The sequence below is a fragment of the Psychrobacter sp. FME6 genome (genome assembly GCF_014861365.1).
GTDB lineage: Bacteria > Pseudomonadota > Gammaproteobacteria > Pseudomonadales > Moraxellaceae > Psychrobacter.
On record NZ_RRYW01000015.1, the window covers coordinates 15,966 to 32,365 of the forward strand.

The 16,400-nt window shown below is 43.4% G+C and carries 13 protein-coding genes and 2 pseudogenes; 14 read left to right on the top strand and 1 reads right to left on the bottom strand.

What is annotated here, in order from left to right; translation table 11 throughout:
- Positions 1 to 246: 246 nt before the first annotated feature.
- The 3 genes and pseudogenes from EI162_RS03705 to EI162_RS03715 all read left to right on the top strand — a co-directional run.
- Positions 247 to 1,398, top strand: coding sequence for an acyl-CoA dehydrogenase family protein (locus tag EI162_RS03705; protein ID WP_192523087.1), 1,152 nt, complete (start codon positions 247 to 249; stop codon positions 1,396 to 1,398).
- A 163-nt stretch (positions 1,399 to 1,561) separates the two neighbouring features.
- Positions 1,562 to 1,807 carry a hypothetical protein gene (locus EI162_RS03710; protein WP_192523088.1) on the top strand — a complete coding sequence of 82 codons (246 nt, stop codon included), beginning with the start codon at positions 1,562 to 1,564 and terminating at the stop codon, positions 1,805 to 1,807.
- Positions 1,732 to 2,160 (top strand): annotated as a pseudogene (locus tag EI162_RS03715) (AMP-binding enzyme); the annotation flags it as partial. The gene EI162_RS03710 and the pseudogene EI162_RS03715, both read left to right, overlap by 76 nt.
- A gap of 172 nt (positions 2,161 to 2,332) precedes the next feature.
- Here EI162_RS03715 and EI162_RS03720 read toward each other — a convergent pair.
- A complete protein-coding gene (locus EI162_RS03720; protein ID WP_192523089.1) occupies positions 2,333 to 3,250 on the bottom strand; it encodes a LysR family transcriptional regulator in 918 nt (305 codons plus the stop codon).
- A 176-nt stretch (positions 3,251 to 3,426) separates the two neighbouring features.
- Here EI162_RS03720 and EI162_RS03725 point away from each other — a divergent pair, with 176 nt between their 5' ends.
- The 11 genes and pseudogenes from EI162_RS03725 (at position 3,427) to EI162_RS03775 (ending at position 16,195) form a co-directional block, all read left to right on the top strand.
- Complete coding sequence (locus EI162_RS03725; protein WP_192523090.1) at positions 3,427 to 3,816, top strand: RidA family protein; 390 nt, start codon at positions 3,427 to 3,429, stop codon at positions 3,814 to 3,816.
- Between the two features lie 96 nt (positions 3,817 to 3,912).
- Complete coding sequence (locus EI162_RS03730; protein WP_192523091.1) at positions 3,913 to 5,376, top strand: aldehyde dehydrogenase family protein; 1,464 nt, start codon at positions 3,913 to 3,915, stop codon at positions 5,374 to 5,376.
- A 112-nt stretch (positions 5,377 to 5,488) separates the two neighbouring features.
- Positions 5,489 to 6,478, top strand: coding sequence for a membrane dipeptidase (locus tag EI162_RS03735; RefSeq protein WP_192523092.1), 990 nt, complete (start codon positions 5,489 to 5,491; stop codon positions 6,476 to 6,478).
- A 143-nt stretch (positions 6,479 to 6,621) separates the two neighbouring features.
- Positions 6,622 to 8,307, top strand: coding sequence for a BCCT family transporter (locus tag EI162_RS03740; protein WP_192523093.1), 1,686 nt, complete (start codon positions 6,622 to 6,624; stop codon positions 8,305 to 8,307).
- Positions 8,308 to 8,410: 103 nt separating this feature from the next.
- On the top strand, positions 8,411 to 8,674 hold the full coding sequence (locus EI162_RS03745) for a hypothetical protein (RefSeq protein ID WP_192523110.1): 264 nt from the start codon (positions 8,411 to 8,413) through the stop codon (positions 8,672 to 8,674).
- A 28-nt stretch (positions 8,675 to 8,702) separates the two neighbouring features.
- The gene (locus EI162_RS03750) at positions 8,703 to 9,314 is read left to right on the top strand and encodes an IS607 family transposase (protein WP_068404139.1); all 612 of its coding nucleotides are present in this window, start codon (positions 8,703 to 8,705) and stop codon (positions 9,312 to 9,314) included.
- A complete protein-coding gene (locus tag EI162_RS03755; RefSeq protein ID WP_192523094.1) occupies positions 9,311 to 10,465 on the top strand; it encodes an RNA-guided endonuclease InsQ/TnpB family protein in 1,155 nt (384 codons plus the stop codon). The genes EI162_RS03750 and EI162_RS03755 overlap by 4 nt, the downstream gene beginning before the upstream one ends.
- Before the next feature lie 168 nt (positions 10,466 to 10,633).
- The gene (locus tag EI162_RS03760; protein ID WP_225735225.1) at positions 10,634 to 12,184 is read left to right on the top strand and encodes a hypothetical protein; all 1,551 of its coding nucleotides are present in this window, start codon (positions 10,634 to 10,636) and stop codon (positions 12,182 to 12,184) included.
- Positions 12,185 to 12,197: 13 nt separating this feature from the next.
- Positions 12,198 to 12,923: a DUF3726 domain-containing protein gene (locus tag EI162_RS03765; RefSeq protein WP_192523095.1), complete on the top strand. Its 726-nt coding sequence runs from the start codon at positions 12,198 to 12,200 to the stop codon at positions 12,921 to 12,923.
- Between the two features lie 325 nt (positions 12,924 to 13,248).
- Positions 13,249 to 15,402, top strand: a complete 2,154-nt coding sequence (locus EI162_RS03770; protein ID WP_192523096.1) for a heavy metal translocating P-type ATPase — start codon at positions 13,249 to 13,251, stop codon at positions 15,400 to 15,402.
- Between the two features lie 91 nt (positions 15,403 to 15,493).
- Positions 15,494 to 16,195 (top strand): annotated as a pseudogene (locus tag EI162_RS03775) (IS1 family transposase).
- Positions 16,196 to 16,400: the final 205 nt, after the last annotated feature.

The following is a 16,400-nucleotide window of genomic DNA, read 5'->3' on the forward strand; positions in this document are numbered from 1 at the left end:
CCGATATAACTGACTATTATTTTAATTGTTACTTGACTATAAGGGTGATCTTAACAAATAATAGGTCTTGCTAAGCAATAAGGATGTTATTTATGGTAATTTAAATTACCTATGATAAATATATAGTTTTTAAGATAAATACTTCTTACTTTTATCATAAAGAGTAATAAGGGTGCTTTGCCTAAATAGTGGTTTTTTATAAACCTTATACCAACTCAAATTTAATAAACTATCAAGGAAGATTTTATGGCTATCGCCTGTTTTAAACCGAAATGGATGGACGAAGAGATTGAGATGCTGCACGAGAGTGCGCTAAAACTTTTTAAAGATTGGGAGCAGCATGACGAAAAGTGGCGTGAAAGTGGCATGCTGGATCGCGAAGCGTGGTTAGAAGCTGGCGAAATGGGCTTTTTATGTGCCTCTATGCCAGAAGAGTATGGCGGAGCAGGCGGTGACTTTCGTCATGAAGCGGCATTAATTTATGCTCAGGCAGAAGCCAACCAAGCAGGATTTGGCGGCTTTTTGCATTCAGGAATCGTAGCGCCTTATATCTTGCATCACGGAACAGAGGCGCAAAAGCAGAAATGGCTACCGAAGATGGCGACCGGTGAGCTTATTGGCGCTATTGCTATGACTGAGCCGGGTACAGGCTCTGATTTGCAAAACATCAAAACCTTTGCCGTCAAGGATGATGATGACTATATTATCAATGGCTCAAAGACTTTTATTACCAATGGTCAATTAGGCAACTTAATCATCGTTGCTTGTAAAACGGATAGAGATCAGGGTGCTAAAGGCGTCTCGCTAATTGTAGTAGAAACCGACAATGCCCCAGGATTTGAGCGCGGTAAAAAGCTGAAAAAGCTAGGTTTGGCTTCACAAGATACCTCAGAGCTATTCTTTAGCAATATGCGTGTGCCGCAAGCGAATTTACTCGGTACCGTTGAAGGTATGGGCTTTATGCAGTTGATGCAAGAGTTGCCGCAGGAACGCTTGATCGTAGCGTTGGCAGGTATTGGCGCTATGAAACTAGCACTAGATTTGACCATTGACTATACCAAAGAGCGTACTGCTTTTGGCAAACCAGTCTGGGGCTTTCAAAATACCCGTTTTAAACTGGCTGAGTGTAACAGTCATTATATCGCCGCAAGTGCGCTATGTGATGCTGCTATAGAGGCGTTGTTAGACAAAAAGCTTACTGTACAACATGCCGCATTAATTAAGTATTGGGTGACTGAAAAACAATGTATCGTCATGGATGAATGCGTGCAATTATTTGGTGGCTATGGCTATATGATGGAATATCCTATCGCTCGACTCTATGCCGATGCACGGGTACAAAAAATCTATGGCGGCACCAATGAGATTATGAAGGAGCTTGCGGCACGTTTCATGTAAAAGTGGTTTGGTAAAACCACCTGATTTATATAGGTCAGGTGTCGGTAATTACCTTTTTTTGGGTGTTATGAACATACTTGTCATTTTGAATTTTTAACCTTTGATGAGCTTGCTAAATGAGATAACACCCAACTATTCAGAACGAACTTTCAAGGAGGAAAGTATGCTCGGACAAATGATGCACCGTCCATTGCTGATTAGTCATTTAATTGAACATGCAGCCAAATATCATGGCGATACCCCAATTATCTCGCGTGAGACGGATGGTAGTACCACTCATTTGGATTGGAAAACCATACATAGTAATAGTAAGCGTCTGGCTAATGCTTTAGTGAAGAGTCAGCGCTTGAGCCCGATGGTTGGTTCGATACAGGCGATATTGCAACCATCAACGAAGACGGGTATTTAAGAATTCGAGATCGTGCCAAAGACTTAATCAAGTCGGGTGGTGAGTGGATATCATCAGTAGAGCTAGAAGATATTGCTATGTCGCATCCTTCGGTAGCTATGGCAGCGGTTATTGGCGCCACACATCCAAAATGGGATGAGCGTCCGATTATCATTACCCAATTGGCGGTTGGCGAGCAGGTAAGCGAAGAGGCGCTAATCGCTCATTATGAAGGTAAGGTAGCAAAATGGCAGCTTCCTAATGCTGTCATCTTCGTAGAAGCAGTTCCGTTAAATGGTACTGGGAAAATGCTCAAAAAAGACTTACGTGAGCAGTATGCTAATCACCTTATTGAGCGCGGTTTGATCGATTAATTAAGCAATATTAAGACTTTTGTCTAAAAATAGAAAAGCTGTTGACCCTACAAAGTACTCAGGGTCAACAGCTTTTTTTTAAATGGATTTTAGGTAGTTCACTAGCTTATATAGCCCTAAATTGACCGATAAGACGCTTTGAGTAGTAGGGAGGAAATCATAGGTTTTTCAATTACAATAAATAGTGCTCTTGAACATATGCCACACACAGCTCATAAAAAGCTTGAGCAGGCGGGGAGATGGTTTTATTCGCCAATTTAAAAATACCAATTTGTCTATTTAAAGAGGGGTCAAGTAAACTTATCCAAACCAGCTCAGGTTCGTTAGAAGGAAAAGCAAGTTTCGGTAGGGTAGTGACACCTAAGTCATTTCTCAATAACGAGAACAATGAAGTGATGTTTTCTACTGTGTAGCGAGCCTTGCGATTAAGGGCTTCAGCAGGTGTATTTTCAAGGAGCTTACAAGTACCATTATAGATAAATGGCTGTGTCATTAGCTTCTGCCATTTTAGCCCTTTTTGAGCTTTAGTTTTTGACGACTTTGACTGCTGCTCTGATAAACGGTTTAGCTCATTGCTTTTCAGGCAGACCACACCGATGGGGTCTGATATGAGCGGAGTAAAATCAATATCCGCTTGATTGATACTCGTACAGTTGCCTAATGCTAAATCAACTTCTCCTGTCAGCAAGCGATTTGCCACACCCACCGCATTATCATCTATCAAGACGATTTCGATATCCGGAAATTTTTTTGAATAGGCGACCAAGACGCTAGGCAGTAGCTTAGTGACCAATGATGGCACGCTAGCAATTCTTATCTTTCCTTTGTCCCCTGAAGCGATTGCTTGTAAATCATCTTCTAATCCTTGATAAACACTAAGAAACTGCTGAATTTTGGGTACGCAGCTTTCTCCAAATGGGGTCAATGTTGCCTTATTACCCACTTCAAATAAACGCTGATTCAGTGTCTTCTCTAACTCCTTTATAGATGCTGATATGGCTGCTTGCGAGCGATTGGCTCGATTGGCTGCTGCGCGAAAGCCGCCTTCTTCTACTACAAATAAAAAATGTCTTAACTGCTGCAATTTCATAGTGGTTAGCACCTTTATGCTTGCTGATATCTCGAAAAAATATGATGGCTTCAAGTGATAGATTAAACCTATCATATTTAATATTTAATTGGTTAGATTTATCATATTTAAATAGGTAGCATAAGGATTATAACGTAAAGGATTGAGGAAACACTCTCTTTAAAGGATAAAAACCCATGACTATTTACTCAACCAAACAAGCCGTAAAAACCTCATTATATGCTTCTAAGTCGCCACTTGAGTGGGCAGTTACTAATAATAATACTCTCTATACGGCGCAAATTCCTATCGATGAAAATGGTGAGGTGGTAGCAGGTGGTATCGAAGCCCAAACTCGCCAAACACTTGATAATTTAAAGCATACCCTAGAATGTGCTAATACTAATATGGACTCGGTATTACAGGTATTAATTTATGTCACTGACCGCGACTATCTAAAAGTGGTCAATCAGGTTTATGCTGAATACTTCACCGCACCTTATCCAAATCGCGCTGCTTTAGTAATATCAGGATTGGCGCGTGAAGAAATGTTGGTCGAGCTAGTTGTTTATGCGGCTGTACCTTAGGCTTTCATTTGTAATTTTCTATTTATTTTATGACCCAAATCTATTGTATTTTTTATTTAAATAAACTCACTAAAAATTGTTATTAAGGATGTTCTTATGTCAACTCAAGTAACTCAACAAGACCCACAACGCTCACTTTATATCAACGGTGAATGGCAAGCAGGTAGCGATACGATTTCTAATATTAACCCATCTGATGTTACGGAAACCATTGGTGAGTTTGCTCAAGCCAGCAGTGACCAAGTACAAGATGCTATTGCAGCTGCGCGCCTTGCCCAGCCAAAATGGGAAAAGACGCCCATAGAAAAAAAGCAGTCAATTCTACAAGCCATTGGCGATGAGATGATTGCGCGTTGTGATGAGCTAGGTACTTTGCTATCACGCGAAGAAGGCAAACCGTTTGCGGAAGGTCGAGGCGAGATTTATCGCGCTGGTCAATTCTTTCATTATTATGCCGCTGAAGTATTACGCCAAATGGGCGACCTTGCTGACTCGGTACGTCCTGGGGTGAAAGTCGAGGTAACCCGTGAAGCGGTCGGAGTCGTCGCTATCATTTCTCCTTGGAACTTCCCAACTGCTACCGCTGTCTGGAAAATTGCACCAGCGTTAGCCTATGGTAATAGCGTCATTTGGAAGCCTGCGAATCTAACGCCAGCCAGTGCGGTGGCGTTGGCAGAAATTATTCACCGTCAAGGATTGCCAGAAGGCACGTTTAACTTGGTACTTGGTGGCGGCTCATCAGTTGGTGATGCGTTGATTAATTCAAAAGACATCGATGCGGTCAGCTTTACTGGCTCAGTCGCGACTGGTCGTAAAGTTGCGGCGGCAACCGCACCAAACTTTGTCCGTTGCCAGTTAGAGATGGGCAGTAAAAATGCCTTGGTCATCGCTGACGATGCTGATTTGCAAGTGGCTATTGATGCTGCCGTTGCTGGCGCGTTCGGTGGGTCGGGTCAGAAATGTACCGCCTCTTCACGTCTGATTGTGATGGACGGTATTCATGATGCTTTCGTTGATGGCGTTATTGCAAAAATGAAAACCTTAAAAGTCGGTCATGCGCTTGATGACGGTATCTTTATGGGTCCAATCGTTGATGACAAGCAGCTTGCGTCTAACATGGATTGGATTGAAAAAGCCAAGCAAGTTGGTGCCAATTTAGCCTTTGGTGGCGAGCGTTTAGACATGCCGCATGACGGTTATTATATGTCGCCTACCTTATTTACCGAAACTGATAATAGCTGGGACATCAACCAAGAAGAAGTATTTGCTCCGCTTGCTTGCGTCATGCGTGTGCAGAACTTGGAAGAAGCGATTGCCATGACTAATGACACGCGTTTTGGCTTAACTGGCGGCATTATTACCCAAAGTTTGCGTAATAGCGCGATGTTTAAAGAACAAGTCCAAGCAGGCTGCGTGATGGTCAATCTAGCAACGGCGGGTACGGATTATCATGTGCCATTCGGTGGTCGTAAAGAATCAAGCTTCGGTCCACGCGAACAAGGAACGTATGCCAAAGAGTTTTATACCATCGTTAAAACTGCTTATCAGAAAGCGTACTAGAAACGGATTAAAAGGATGCTAGCCGCAGTTAATTGATTAATTAATTAAACATGGTGCAACTGGTTAAACCTGCGCCGAGCGGCTACTTACAAAAGCATAAAAGGAGTTTGAGATGTACCAAGATCATATCATCATTGACGGATTACAGTATAGCCATTGGGATCGTGATTATTTCAAGATGCTACAAGCCAGTGGTATCGATGCGGTACACGCCACCTTGGTCTATCACGAGGATGCGCGCCAAACCCTAACGCGCTTTGCTGAGTGGAATGCACGCTTTGAGCAAAATAGCGATCTGATTTTGCCCGTGTATTCAGTCGCAGATATTGAGACTGCTAAGCAACAAGGCAAAGTGGGTATCTTCTTTGGCGCGCAAAACTGCTCGCCTATCGATGATGAGATTGGTTTGATTAGTGTCATGCGCCGCTTAGGTTTATTGATTATGCAATTGACTTATAATAATCAAAGCTTACTAGCGACGGGTTGTTACGAGCAAAATGATTCTGGCGTAACGCGTTTCGGTCAACAAGCAATCGCTGAGATGAACCGAGTCGGTATGATTATTGATATGTCGCATAGCGCGGAGCAGTCAACGCTTGAGGCCATTGAGATATCAAGCCGTCCAATCTGTATCAGTCATGCCAATCCGAGTACTGCCCATGAGGCGCTGCGCAATAAATCCGATACTGTCATTAGTGCTTTAACCAAAGCTGGCGGGCTGTTAGGTTTCAGCTTATACCCGTTTCATCTGCCAAATGGTAGCGCCTGTACGCTCAATGACTTTTGTAGAATGATTGCTGATTGTGCTGATAAATATGGCGCCCAGCATTTAGCGATTGGTAGTGACTTATGTCTTAACCAACCGCAAGCCGTGCTTGAGTGGATGCGTAACGGTCGCTGGTCAAAGGCGATGGATTATGGTGAAGGTAATGCCAATAATTCAGGCTGGCCTGATACGCTGCCGTGGTTTGCTGGCAAAGACGGTATGGAAAATATCTATAACGGTCTATTGCAACATGGTTTCAATGATACAGACGCTGGCAAGATTATCGGTCAAAACTGGTTCGACTTTCTTGAGAGCGGTATAAAGCCTCTAGCTTAAATGTTTAAGCGGTATTTAGTGCGCTATGACGCTACATACTATTTGAATTATTAAAAGGTAAAGCAGAGCAAGACAAGATCAGAAAAGTAAGACTGTTTAGATAACTCTCTAATTTAAATGACACATCATTATGGAGCCACACCATGGCTGACTTAAAGGGATTTAATAGCAAGGATAATGGGCAAGGACGCTCTAATGATGCCGTTAAGATAGCGGATACTTCAGCCCATGCAGAAGCCTCATCCGATACGCTAGGGCTCAAAAACCCAGCATTTTGGTACAGTGGTGGTTTCATTATTATTTTTGTTCTCATGGCGATCTTTGCAGAAGAGCGCTTATCGAAAATAGTGGACTTGGGTTTTGTGTGGTCGGCTAAAGTTTTTGGTCCTTTTTGGCAAATCTTATTGTTAGCCACTTTTGTGATTGCGTTAGCAGTTGGCGCTGGTCGCACCGGAAGGGTCATTTTAGGCAATCTACCCAAGCCTGAAATGGACAACTTTAAATGGATGGCGATTCTATTTTGTACGCTACTTGCGGGTGGTGGAGTCTTTTGGGCAGCCGCTGAACCGATTGCTCACTTTGTGACAGCACCACCTCTCTACGGCGAATCTGCTGATATCCAACAACGTGCATTTAATGCTTTATCCCAGTCATTTATGCACTGGGGTTTTTTGGCGTGGTCGATTGTCGGTAGCTTGACCGCTATCGTGGTAATGCATTTGCATTATGACAAAGGCTTGCCACTTAAACCTCGTACGCTCCTGTATCCTATGTTTGGCGAACGTGTTCTACATGGTCAAACGGGCGCAATCATTGATGCCTGCTGTATTGTCGCGGTTGCTGCCGGTACGATTGGTCCCATTGGTTTTTTGGGACTGCAAACCAGCTATGCACTCAATACACTATTCGGTGTTCCTGATACGTTCGTTACCCAACTCGTTATTATCATCTTTGCCATTGCCCTTTATACCATCTCAGCCATTAGTGGGCTGGCTCGCGGTATGCAATTACTTAGTCGCTTTAACGTTATGTTGGCTGTAGCACTTATGGTCTTTATCTTGGTGTTTGGGCCAACCAATTTTATTGTTAATGGTTATATCCAAGGCGTTGGCACGATGGTGCATAACTTTATCCCGATGGCGACTTTTCGCGGTGATGAAGGCTGGCTCGGTGGCTGGACAGTATTCTTTTGGGGTTGGTTCTTGGGTTATGGACCGATGATGGCTATCTTTATTGCCCGTATCTCACGCGGTCGTACCATTCGCCAATTAATCACCACGGTTTGTATTATTGCTCCACTAGTGACCTGCTTTTGGTTCACGGTCGTTGGTGGCTCAGGTCTGGCGTTTGAGATTGCCAATCCGGGTAGTGTTAGTACCGCTTTTGAAGGTTTTAATCTACCGGGTGCTTTGTTGGCTGTCACTCAGCAGCTGCCATTCCCCTTAATTACCTCGCTATTATTTATTATTTTAACCATGGTCTTTATCGTCACAACCGGCGACTCAATGACCTATACCATCAGTGTTGTTATCAGTGGTGAGCGCGAGCCCAACGCTATGATCCGTACCTTTTGGGGCATTATGATGGGGGTAACGGCTATCGTTTTAATCTCGCTGGGTTCAGGTGGGGTGACAGCTTTGCAATCCTTTATCGTGATTACCGCGGTACCGGTGTCATTCGTTCTACTGCCATCATTATGGAACGGACCCAAGATTGCTCAGCAAATGGCACGCGATCAAGATCTTTATCGTCCTAACCGAGTTGAGACAGATCATAAAATTGCGGAAGAAAAGCTTGCTAGACAAAACACTACTAAAGAAATCGATTGAATGCGTCATGGATATAGCGGATAACCTATTTACGCATTGATGTCAGTATTTAAAAGTAGCAGATAAATTATTGGCTTAATATATTATTTAAGGTGAGAGTCATATGGAACATAGCTTATTAGGTAATAGTAACCCAAACAATGGAAAGCTAGCCAACGATAATTTAGACGCGGTCAGCTTTCGTACCCCAGATGTAGTGATGCAATCTGAGAGATTGGGCGCGATGCACCAAACGCGTATTAGCTTTGTGCGTACGCTCCTGCGTAAAATTGATAAAGAAAATTGGACGCTAACTAAGCATCTTTGGGGTTGCAAACAGTTAAATAAAACATATACAAACCTACCTATTTATTACTATAATAGATAGATTATATCTATAATATAGAGAGCAAGTTATGGGGAAACTGGTTAGTATTGGGGAGGCTGCCAAACATTTCGGGGTTGCTCAATCCACATTAAGACGTTGGGATGAGGATGGTACGTTAGTCGCCAAGCGAACCGAGAACGGGCATAGGCGATATGATTTAAGTGAAATCAGACCGCATTCCTTGAATACACCACCTAAATTAGACCGAAAAACCATTGCTTATGCTCGTGTGTCGAGTCGTGATCAAAAAGACGACTTACTTCGCCAGTCTCAAGTTTTGGAACTTTATTGTGCCAGGCAAGGCTGGACTTTTGAGACGATTACCGATCTTGGTAGTGGAATGAATTATAAAAAGAAAGGCTTAAAAAACCTGCTTGATGACATACTGAGCAATAAAGTTGAACGGCTGGTAATTACCCATAAAGACAGGCTTTTACGATTTGGTGCAGAACTGGTTTTCATGTTGTGTGAGGCTCGTGACGTTGAAGTGGTAATAATCAATCAAGGTGAAGAGTTGAGTTTTGAGCAAGAATTAGCCCAAGATGTATTGGAGATTATCACCGTATTTTCAGCGAGGCTATACGGCTCTCGCAGCAAGAAAAACCAACAATTAATAGAGGCGGTTAAAAAAGCATTATGATCCGTGGACACATTATCGAACTCAAGCCAAACAACGTACAGGCAAATCACCTTGCTCGTGCTTGTGGCGTGGCGAGAAAAGCCTACAACTGGGCTTTGCATGAGTGGCAGCGGCAGTATGCGCTTGACAAAGCGTACCGTGATGCGTGTTTGGCCGCAGGCGTTGAGGTTGATACTAAAAATCTAAACAAGCCCTCACAGGCGAAGCTCAGACGCGAATTGAACGCCATTAAGCGTGAATTATTCCCCTATATGCTGGAAGTGACCAAATGCGCTCCGCAGGCGGCAATCATGCAGTTGGGTGATGCTTATAACAACTTCTTTAAAGGCTTAGCGAAATACCCAACCGCTCGTAAAAAAGGCCGTGACGATAGATTCAGTTTATCCAACGACCAATTTGCCATTAAAGGTAAATCCATTCGTATCCCAAACTTGGGCTGGGTTCGCTTAAAAGAAGCTTTACGTTTTGACGGCAAGATCATGTCAGCCACCGTCTCTAAACGTGGCGGTAAGTGGTTTGTTAGTGTGGCTGTTGAAATACAAAAAGCTGTAATTCCTACTAAAAAGACAGGTAAAAGCGTTGGTGTTGATCTTGGTATTACCGACTTACTGGTTTTATCAGACGGCACTAAAATTAAAGCGCCAAAACCACTTCAAGCAAACCTTAAAAAACTAAGAACGCTAAACAAAGCGCTCAGTCGCACTAAAAAAGGCAGTAAAAACAGAGAAAAAGCGAAAACCAAGCTCTCTCGTTTGCACTATAAGATCAGGTGTATTAGGCAAGATTCTCTCCATCAAATCACAACAAGTCTGGTTAATGAGTTCGATGTGATTGCGATTGAGGATTTGAATGTCAAAGGTATGGTTAAGAACAGGCGGCTATCAAGAGCTATCAGTGACTTGGGTTTCTTTGAGTTTAAGCGACAGCTTATCTACAAAGCCACTGAGCAAGGCAAGGTTGTGAAATCAGTCGGACCCTTCTACCCAAGCTCAAAAACCTGTTCAAACTGCAATCATATCCTTGGTAAAGATGAGCTAACATTGAAAATGCGTGAGTGGTTGTGCCCTAACTGTCAGGTTTCTCATGACCGTGACCTCAACGCCAGCATCAATATTTTAAATAACGCGACTGTTATTTTAACAGCTGCATAATCCTGTTTATTGGACGGTGAGTCCCATCGCCAATTAAAAAAGTCTGTGGAGTCGTGGTCAGTCTAAATCTCAAATGAGAAATAGCGCGTGACAATGAAGCAGAAAGAAAACGTCAAACCTATCTAATAGTCAATATTGGCTAGGTTTGAGTAAGATTTTTGGAACGGTTTGGATGACAATGGCTACGGACAAGTTATCTATCGTTTGCAAACGCCGGAGCACGTTTATCACTTGGTGGTGTTTTGCAATCAGATTGCCGATGAAGAACGCAATGATCGCGTGATTGCGCAAAAGTGGGATGTGACATTTGCTTTGGTTTATGGCGAAATTGGCGATGAGCTATTGGCAAACCTAAAAGCTAACGTGCCGCTACAAGAAGCCGGTCGCAACTCAAACATGGTGATGGTGCTGGCACGGGCTAATAAAAGCGTGCGAGTCTTTGAGCATATTGTCAGTGCGCTTGCCGATGGACAGCAACCTGATTTGGACGTACTGGCGCAAGTCGGTTATATCCTGCGCACCACTGCGGTTTATGGCAATGGTAAGTTTGGTATTTTTGACTTTAAACCACTCGATCATAGCGAAGACTTCAACCAATCATTTCGTGCGCAAATGTGTGCGGTGTATTTGCTTCGAGAGTTTAGCCTCGACTGGGTCGATTATTTGGCTAAGAAAAAAGGTGGCGATAAGGCAGTCAGCCTACACCCAGAGATTAAGCAATATTTGGGTATTGGTAATGCCACTGGTTTGGGTATGGCGCCTTATTTAATCAATCATCCTTGTGTCGTTGATCAGTGGCTAAGTACTCGCGAAGGGGCGTTACAAGCGGTATTGGTTTGTGATATTGAGCATCAAGCGGATAATAATAAGATACAGCAGTTCTCAAGCTTAATGAATCGTGCTATTCAGCATTTTTCTGAAGTAGTTACTATCAATGAGCCACAAATTATTATCAATAACATCATTGTGCAGGAATTAACGAGCCTACAAAACAATCTCACATCTGAGCTCAAAAAGTGTAAAACATGGGCTGATTTTTTACAGCGCAATGATCATTTAATTTTTGAGAGTCAAGAGGTTATTATCTCTTGCTTGATGGAGCTTTATCCTGATCTTGTAGATGAGTTTGCAGGGCAAGTAAACGCTGATGAGACCATGTCACTGCCCAGTGGCAAAGTCCTTCAAGACTTAATTGAGGTTTTAGAGGCGCGTTATCAGTGGGCAATCAACATTGATTTTGCTGCAGAAGAAAATGTCTATTGGTTTTGGTATCGCTCTGAGGATAAAGAAGAGCCGAGAATGGGCGTGCGTGGACAAGAGCGTGGCGATGATAAAGAGTTCTTGCTCGATATTGGCAGACAAGCGAATACTTTGTATTTAGCGTTACAGCAGGCAAATCCACAACAGTTGCTATCAGAATTTATCTTAACCCAGCCAAAATATCGCACCATCGCCCGTCGTGTTTGGACGATGGGTCATAAGAAGATGGGCGATATTCAGATTAACGTATTGCAAAAAACCGCATTACCGATGCATTTATTGCGCTGTAAATTGTCTATGTTTGGTGCAACTAAGTTTGATCCACGTTCAGATCGCTGGGTGCGTGTGACCTTGTTCCAAGGTGCGCCGTTATTCAATGATGTGCATAGTGATGAATGGCTATTTCCTCTTTTACCAAAAATAAATGAGTTGACCACCTTACCGTTAACTGCCCAATAAGGAGTATTGAGACATGATTGTATCGCATAATGAAATCGTGACCATGGTGAATAAAGCCTTTTTGGGGTTGCAACGTGAGGTGGGTGAGGCAGATCTTATTGCTTCTATGGTAGCGGAGCTACAGATGGCTGGACTCAATGGTATTTTACATTTTAATAATGCCAGTCCTTTTATACTGTCCGAACGTGATGTGGCCATTGATATCGTTCATCAAACTGAGGAAGAGCTCATCTTAGATCTGCATGGCAGCAGTCTGGTCTGTCATTTACCGGTGGTGATGGACTACGCCATTGAAAAAATGGGCAATCGTGAGCATTTCAGAATCTACTTGCGTAACTGTCATAACCGCTGGCTGGCTTATAGCGAACTGGTAACTCTTGCGGCAAAAGGCATCGCTTGTCTGGCTAAGTGGGATAATGGCAGCGCCCCTAAGCACACCATCTTTACTTTGGATAAAAGGTTTGTCTATCCTGATTTATATTTCTTTAATGAGGGGCAGGAGAATTATAATACCAATGATATGGTAATTGAGCTTGCGACCTCTAATTTTGATATTGAACAAGATATTCAGTATTTTGACCATAAAATATCAACGGATGAGCTGTTCGAAACCCATCAGCGCGCTTGGAAAGAAGGCGTTTATGTCGACGATGAGCAATGGGCAATACTTAAGAAAAGTGCTGCGGCGATATTGGTTGAAAATAGCGAGGCATCAAGTAAAGGGGCAGGGGGCGTGTAGGTGACAGAACGAGTCTTGAGCGATAAAACTCTAGGGCGTATCACCATTTTCAAAATGAGGACAGGCCCCAGTATACTGCATAGCCAAAATTAAGAGTTAGCATTTTGGCTGCGTAAAGGCTCCAGTAATAACTTCTCTTTCTTATAATAGCGGCAGTAGAAACTACTGCCGCTATAAGCATTTTTATTTCTTCAAATAATGCCCTCTATAATCTAAAACAACAAGGCAGTTTGATGATAGAAAATCAAACTGCCTTGTTGTCAAAAACCTTGACTCTGAAGCCACTACAGGGTTCATAATGCCTTCAATAAAAGGATAAATGATTATGCAATATCATATTGAAGGTATGGACTGTGCGAGTTGTGTTGGCAAAATTGAGAGGGCGCTAATACGTATGCATGGCGTCTCTGAGGTGCAGCTAAACTTTGCTACCCAAAGGCTAGAGCTAACCCTAGCGCCTGATGCAACGACTGACGTTGAAGAGATCAAAAAAACCATTAAGCGTCTGGGGTTTGGTGTGTCAGAGTTAACCGACCAAAAAAATAAGGTGGGCATTGATGGTAGTCAAGCAGCTGTAGACGATAAGCGCTGGTGGCAGACCATAAAGGGCAAGCAGGTCGTTGGTACTGGGCTTTTGATGAGCGCAGCATATGTGTTGTCTTTAATTTTCCCTGAATATGGCGCATGGGCTTTTGTGGCTGCTGTGGCTATTGGTGTCCTGCCATTTGTCCGTAAAGCTTTTGTACTGGCGTCAACAGGTTCGCCTTTTTCAATCGAAATGCTCATGTCCGTTGCTGCTATCGGTGCCCTTATTATTGGTGAAGCTGAAGAAGCCGCTGCCGTGGTATTCTTATTCTCTGTTGGTGAGTTGTTAGAGAGCGTCGCGGCTGATCGTGCTCGCGCAGGGATCAGAGCTTTATCGTCACTAGTGCCAAAGACGGCTATCTTATTGGACGCGCAAGGGCAACAACGTCAGGTAGCGGCAACTTCATTACAGGTTAACGATAAAGTTCTCGTGCGTCCTGGTGATAGAGTCTCTGCTGATGGAGTCATTATCCAAGGTATATCCAGCCTTGATGAGTCGCCTGTGACGGGAGAATCTGTTCCTGTTGCCAAGACCATAAACGATGATGTCTTTGCTGGATCTATCAACGTTGATGGAGTGCTACAAATACGTGTGGAGAAAACGGCTGCGGATAATACGATTGCGCGTATTATTGAGCTTGTGGAGCAGGCGCAAGCGTCCAAAGCACCGACCGCGCGCTTTATTGAGACCTTTAGCCGCTACTATACCCCTATCGTCATGGCAATTGCTGCCTTAGTCATTATCATTCCACCGCTGCTGATGGGAGGAGAGTGGGCGACATGGCTATATCGTGGTCTTGCGCTATTACTGGTTGCCTGTCCTTGCGCTCTAGTACTATCAACACCCGCTGCTATTGCCTCAGGTTTGGCCGTTGGTGCGCGTCATGGACTGCTTATCAAAGGCGGTAATGTCATGGAGTTGGTAGGTCAGGTCAGTACCATCGCTTTTGATAAAACGGGTACCCTGACCGAAGGCAAACCACGGGTAACCGATATTATTGGCTTCACAAAATCACATATAGACGCTGAGGATCAAGATAAATTATTGGCACTGTTTGCGAGTGTAGATTCCGCTTCTAGTCATCCTCTTGCTCAAGCTATTGTGGATCATGCCAAAGCCGCTAAGGTGATTATACCTGATGCCTCTAATGCTTCTGCTACTGCAGGTAAAGCCGTTCATGCAACTGTCGCTGGACGTTCTTTAGCTATCGGCTCACCCGTCTACGTAGCTGAGAAAGTTATGTTGTCAGCTGAGCAGCAGGTTCAAATTGAAACGCTACAAAATGACGGCAAGACGGTTTCGATTTTGTTTGATGAGCAAACGAGTGAGGCGCTAGGGTTGGTGGCTCTACGTGATGAGTTGCGAGAGGATGCACAGCAAGCTATTGCCCAGCTTAACAAGATGAATGTGCGCTCTGTCATGCTTACAGGCGACAATAGCCGTACGGCAAAAGCGCTTGCCAATCCGTTAGATATAGAGTGGAAGGCTGAACTGTTACCTGAAGATAAGCTGCGTCTACTCAGCGAGATGCAAGCCAATAGTAAAATAGCGATGATTGGTGATGGCATCAATGACGCACCCGCTTTGGCAACGGCAGATGTCGGCATTGCGATGGGTAGTGGTACGGATGTGGCTATCGAAACGGCTGATATCGCACTATTAAAAAGCCGCGTGATGGACGTTGCGAACCTTATTGCCTTATCCCGCGCCACCATGAGAAATATCCATCAAAACGTCATCTTTGCACTGGGCTTAAAAGGTATATTTCTAATAACAACGGTGCTCGGCATTACAGGACTTTGGATTGCCGTATTGGCTGATACTGGCGCTACTGTGCTAGTCACGCTGAATGCTTTACGGTTACTGCGCTTTAAAACAAGGTCTTCTACTTAACGATAGTTAAAGAATAAGGTGGTGTATCAGAAAGTATGCTGAGGAGATAAAAGGAGGGTGACAGCCAAAGCAAGATGATATATTTGAGGTTATGAAGACACAAATAGATATCAGCTGCCCCGACTGTCACAGTCCCAGTTTAAAGAAAAACGGCATAAAAAGCTATGGCAAGTAGAACTATCAGTGTAAGGACTGCAAACGTCAATTCATTGGTGACCATGCCTTAACTTATAAGGGCTGTCACTCTAAAATAGAAGACATCATACGGCTAATGACGGTTAGAGGTTGCGGTGTTAGAGATATTGCTATTATAGCCTCAGTTAGTATAGGTAAAGTGCTCAATACTATAGGCTCATCTGTTTATAAGATCGCGCCTAAGAAGCGCTACTATGAACGCTTAGAGGTTGATAAATTCTGGACTTACGTGTATCGCAAAAAGCGTAAAGTTTGGCTTATTTATGCTTATGATCGCGCTACCAATGAGATTGTCGCTTATGTCTGGGGCAAACGTGACCTAAAAACGGCTAAGAAGTTAAGAGCTCGTCTCAAGCAGCTTAAAGTCAGCTATGACTCGATTAGCATGGATAACTGGGACAGTTTTATAACCGCCTTTAAATTTGACCACAAACGAGTTGGCAAATCTCATACGGTAGGCATTGAAGGTAATAACTGCCGTCTTAGACACCGATTGCGTCGGGCGGTTAGAAAAACTTGTTGTTTCTCTAAGAAGCTCGATAATCACTTCAAAGTGTTTGATATGGTGTTCTTTTACATCAATTATGGCTACGTCTGATGCCAGCATACTTTTTAGAACACCACCTAAAATTCAATCCCTGTCATTCTATGCTTCCTTGTATAGGTGAGTGATTATTTCAAACCCTCATGAGTCTAATATAACAGGGATGTTTTTACATATCTATAAGACAATTCTGAGTTGCTTAGGACTTATTTTTATTAGGTACTATTAGTAATGACCCCTGCCGTCAAGCACACTCTAG

Coding starts and splice junctions, on each gene's coding strand:
- EI162_RS03705 (WP_192523087.1), top strand. CDS start 247: ATGGCTATCGCCTGTTTTAAACCGAAATGGATGGACGAAGAGATTGAG.
- EI162_RS03755 (WP_192523094.1), top strand. CDS start 9,311: ATGATCCGTGGACACATTATCGAACTCAAGCCAAACAACGTACAGGCA.
- EI162_RS03730 (WP_192523091.1), top strand. CDS start 3,913: ATGTCAACTCAAGTAACTCAACAAGACCCACAACGCTCACTTTATATC.
- EI162_RS03725 (WP_192523090.1), top strand. CDS start 3,427: ATGACTATTTACTCAACCAAACAAGCCGTAAAAACCTCATTATATGCT.
- EI162_RS03765 (WP_192523095.1), top strand. CDS start 12,198: ATGATTGTATCGCATAATGAAATCGTGACCATGGTGAATAAAGCCTTT.
- EI162_RS03770 (WP_192523096.1), top strand. CDS start 13,249: ATGCAATATCATATTGAAGGTATGGACTGTGCGAGTTGTGTTGGCAAA.
- EI162_RS03735 (WP_192523092.1), top strand. CDS start 5,489: ATGTACCAAGATCATATCATCATTGACGGATTACAGTATAGCCATTGG.
- EI162_RS03720 (WP_192523089.1), bottom strand. CDS start 3,250: ATGAAATTGCAGCAGTTAAGACATTTTTTATTTGTAGTAGAAGAAGGC.
- EI162_RS03750 (WP_068404139.1), top strand. CDS start 8,703: ATGGGGAAACTGGTTAGTATTGGGGAGGCTGCCAAACATTTCGGGGTT.
- EI162_RS03740 (WP_192523093.1), top strand. CDS start 6,622: ATGGCTGACTTAAAGGGATTTAATAGCAAGGATAATGGGCAAGGACGC.
- EI162_RS03745 (WP_192523110.1), top strand. CDS start 8,411: ATGGAACATAGCTTATTAGGTAATAGTAACCCAAACAATGGAAAGCTA.
- EI162_RS03710 (WP_192523088.1), top strand. CDS start 1,562: ATGCTCGGACAAATGATGCACCGTCCATTGCTGATTAGTCATTTAATT.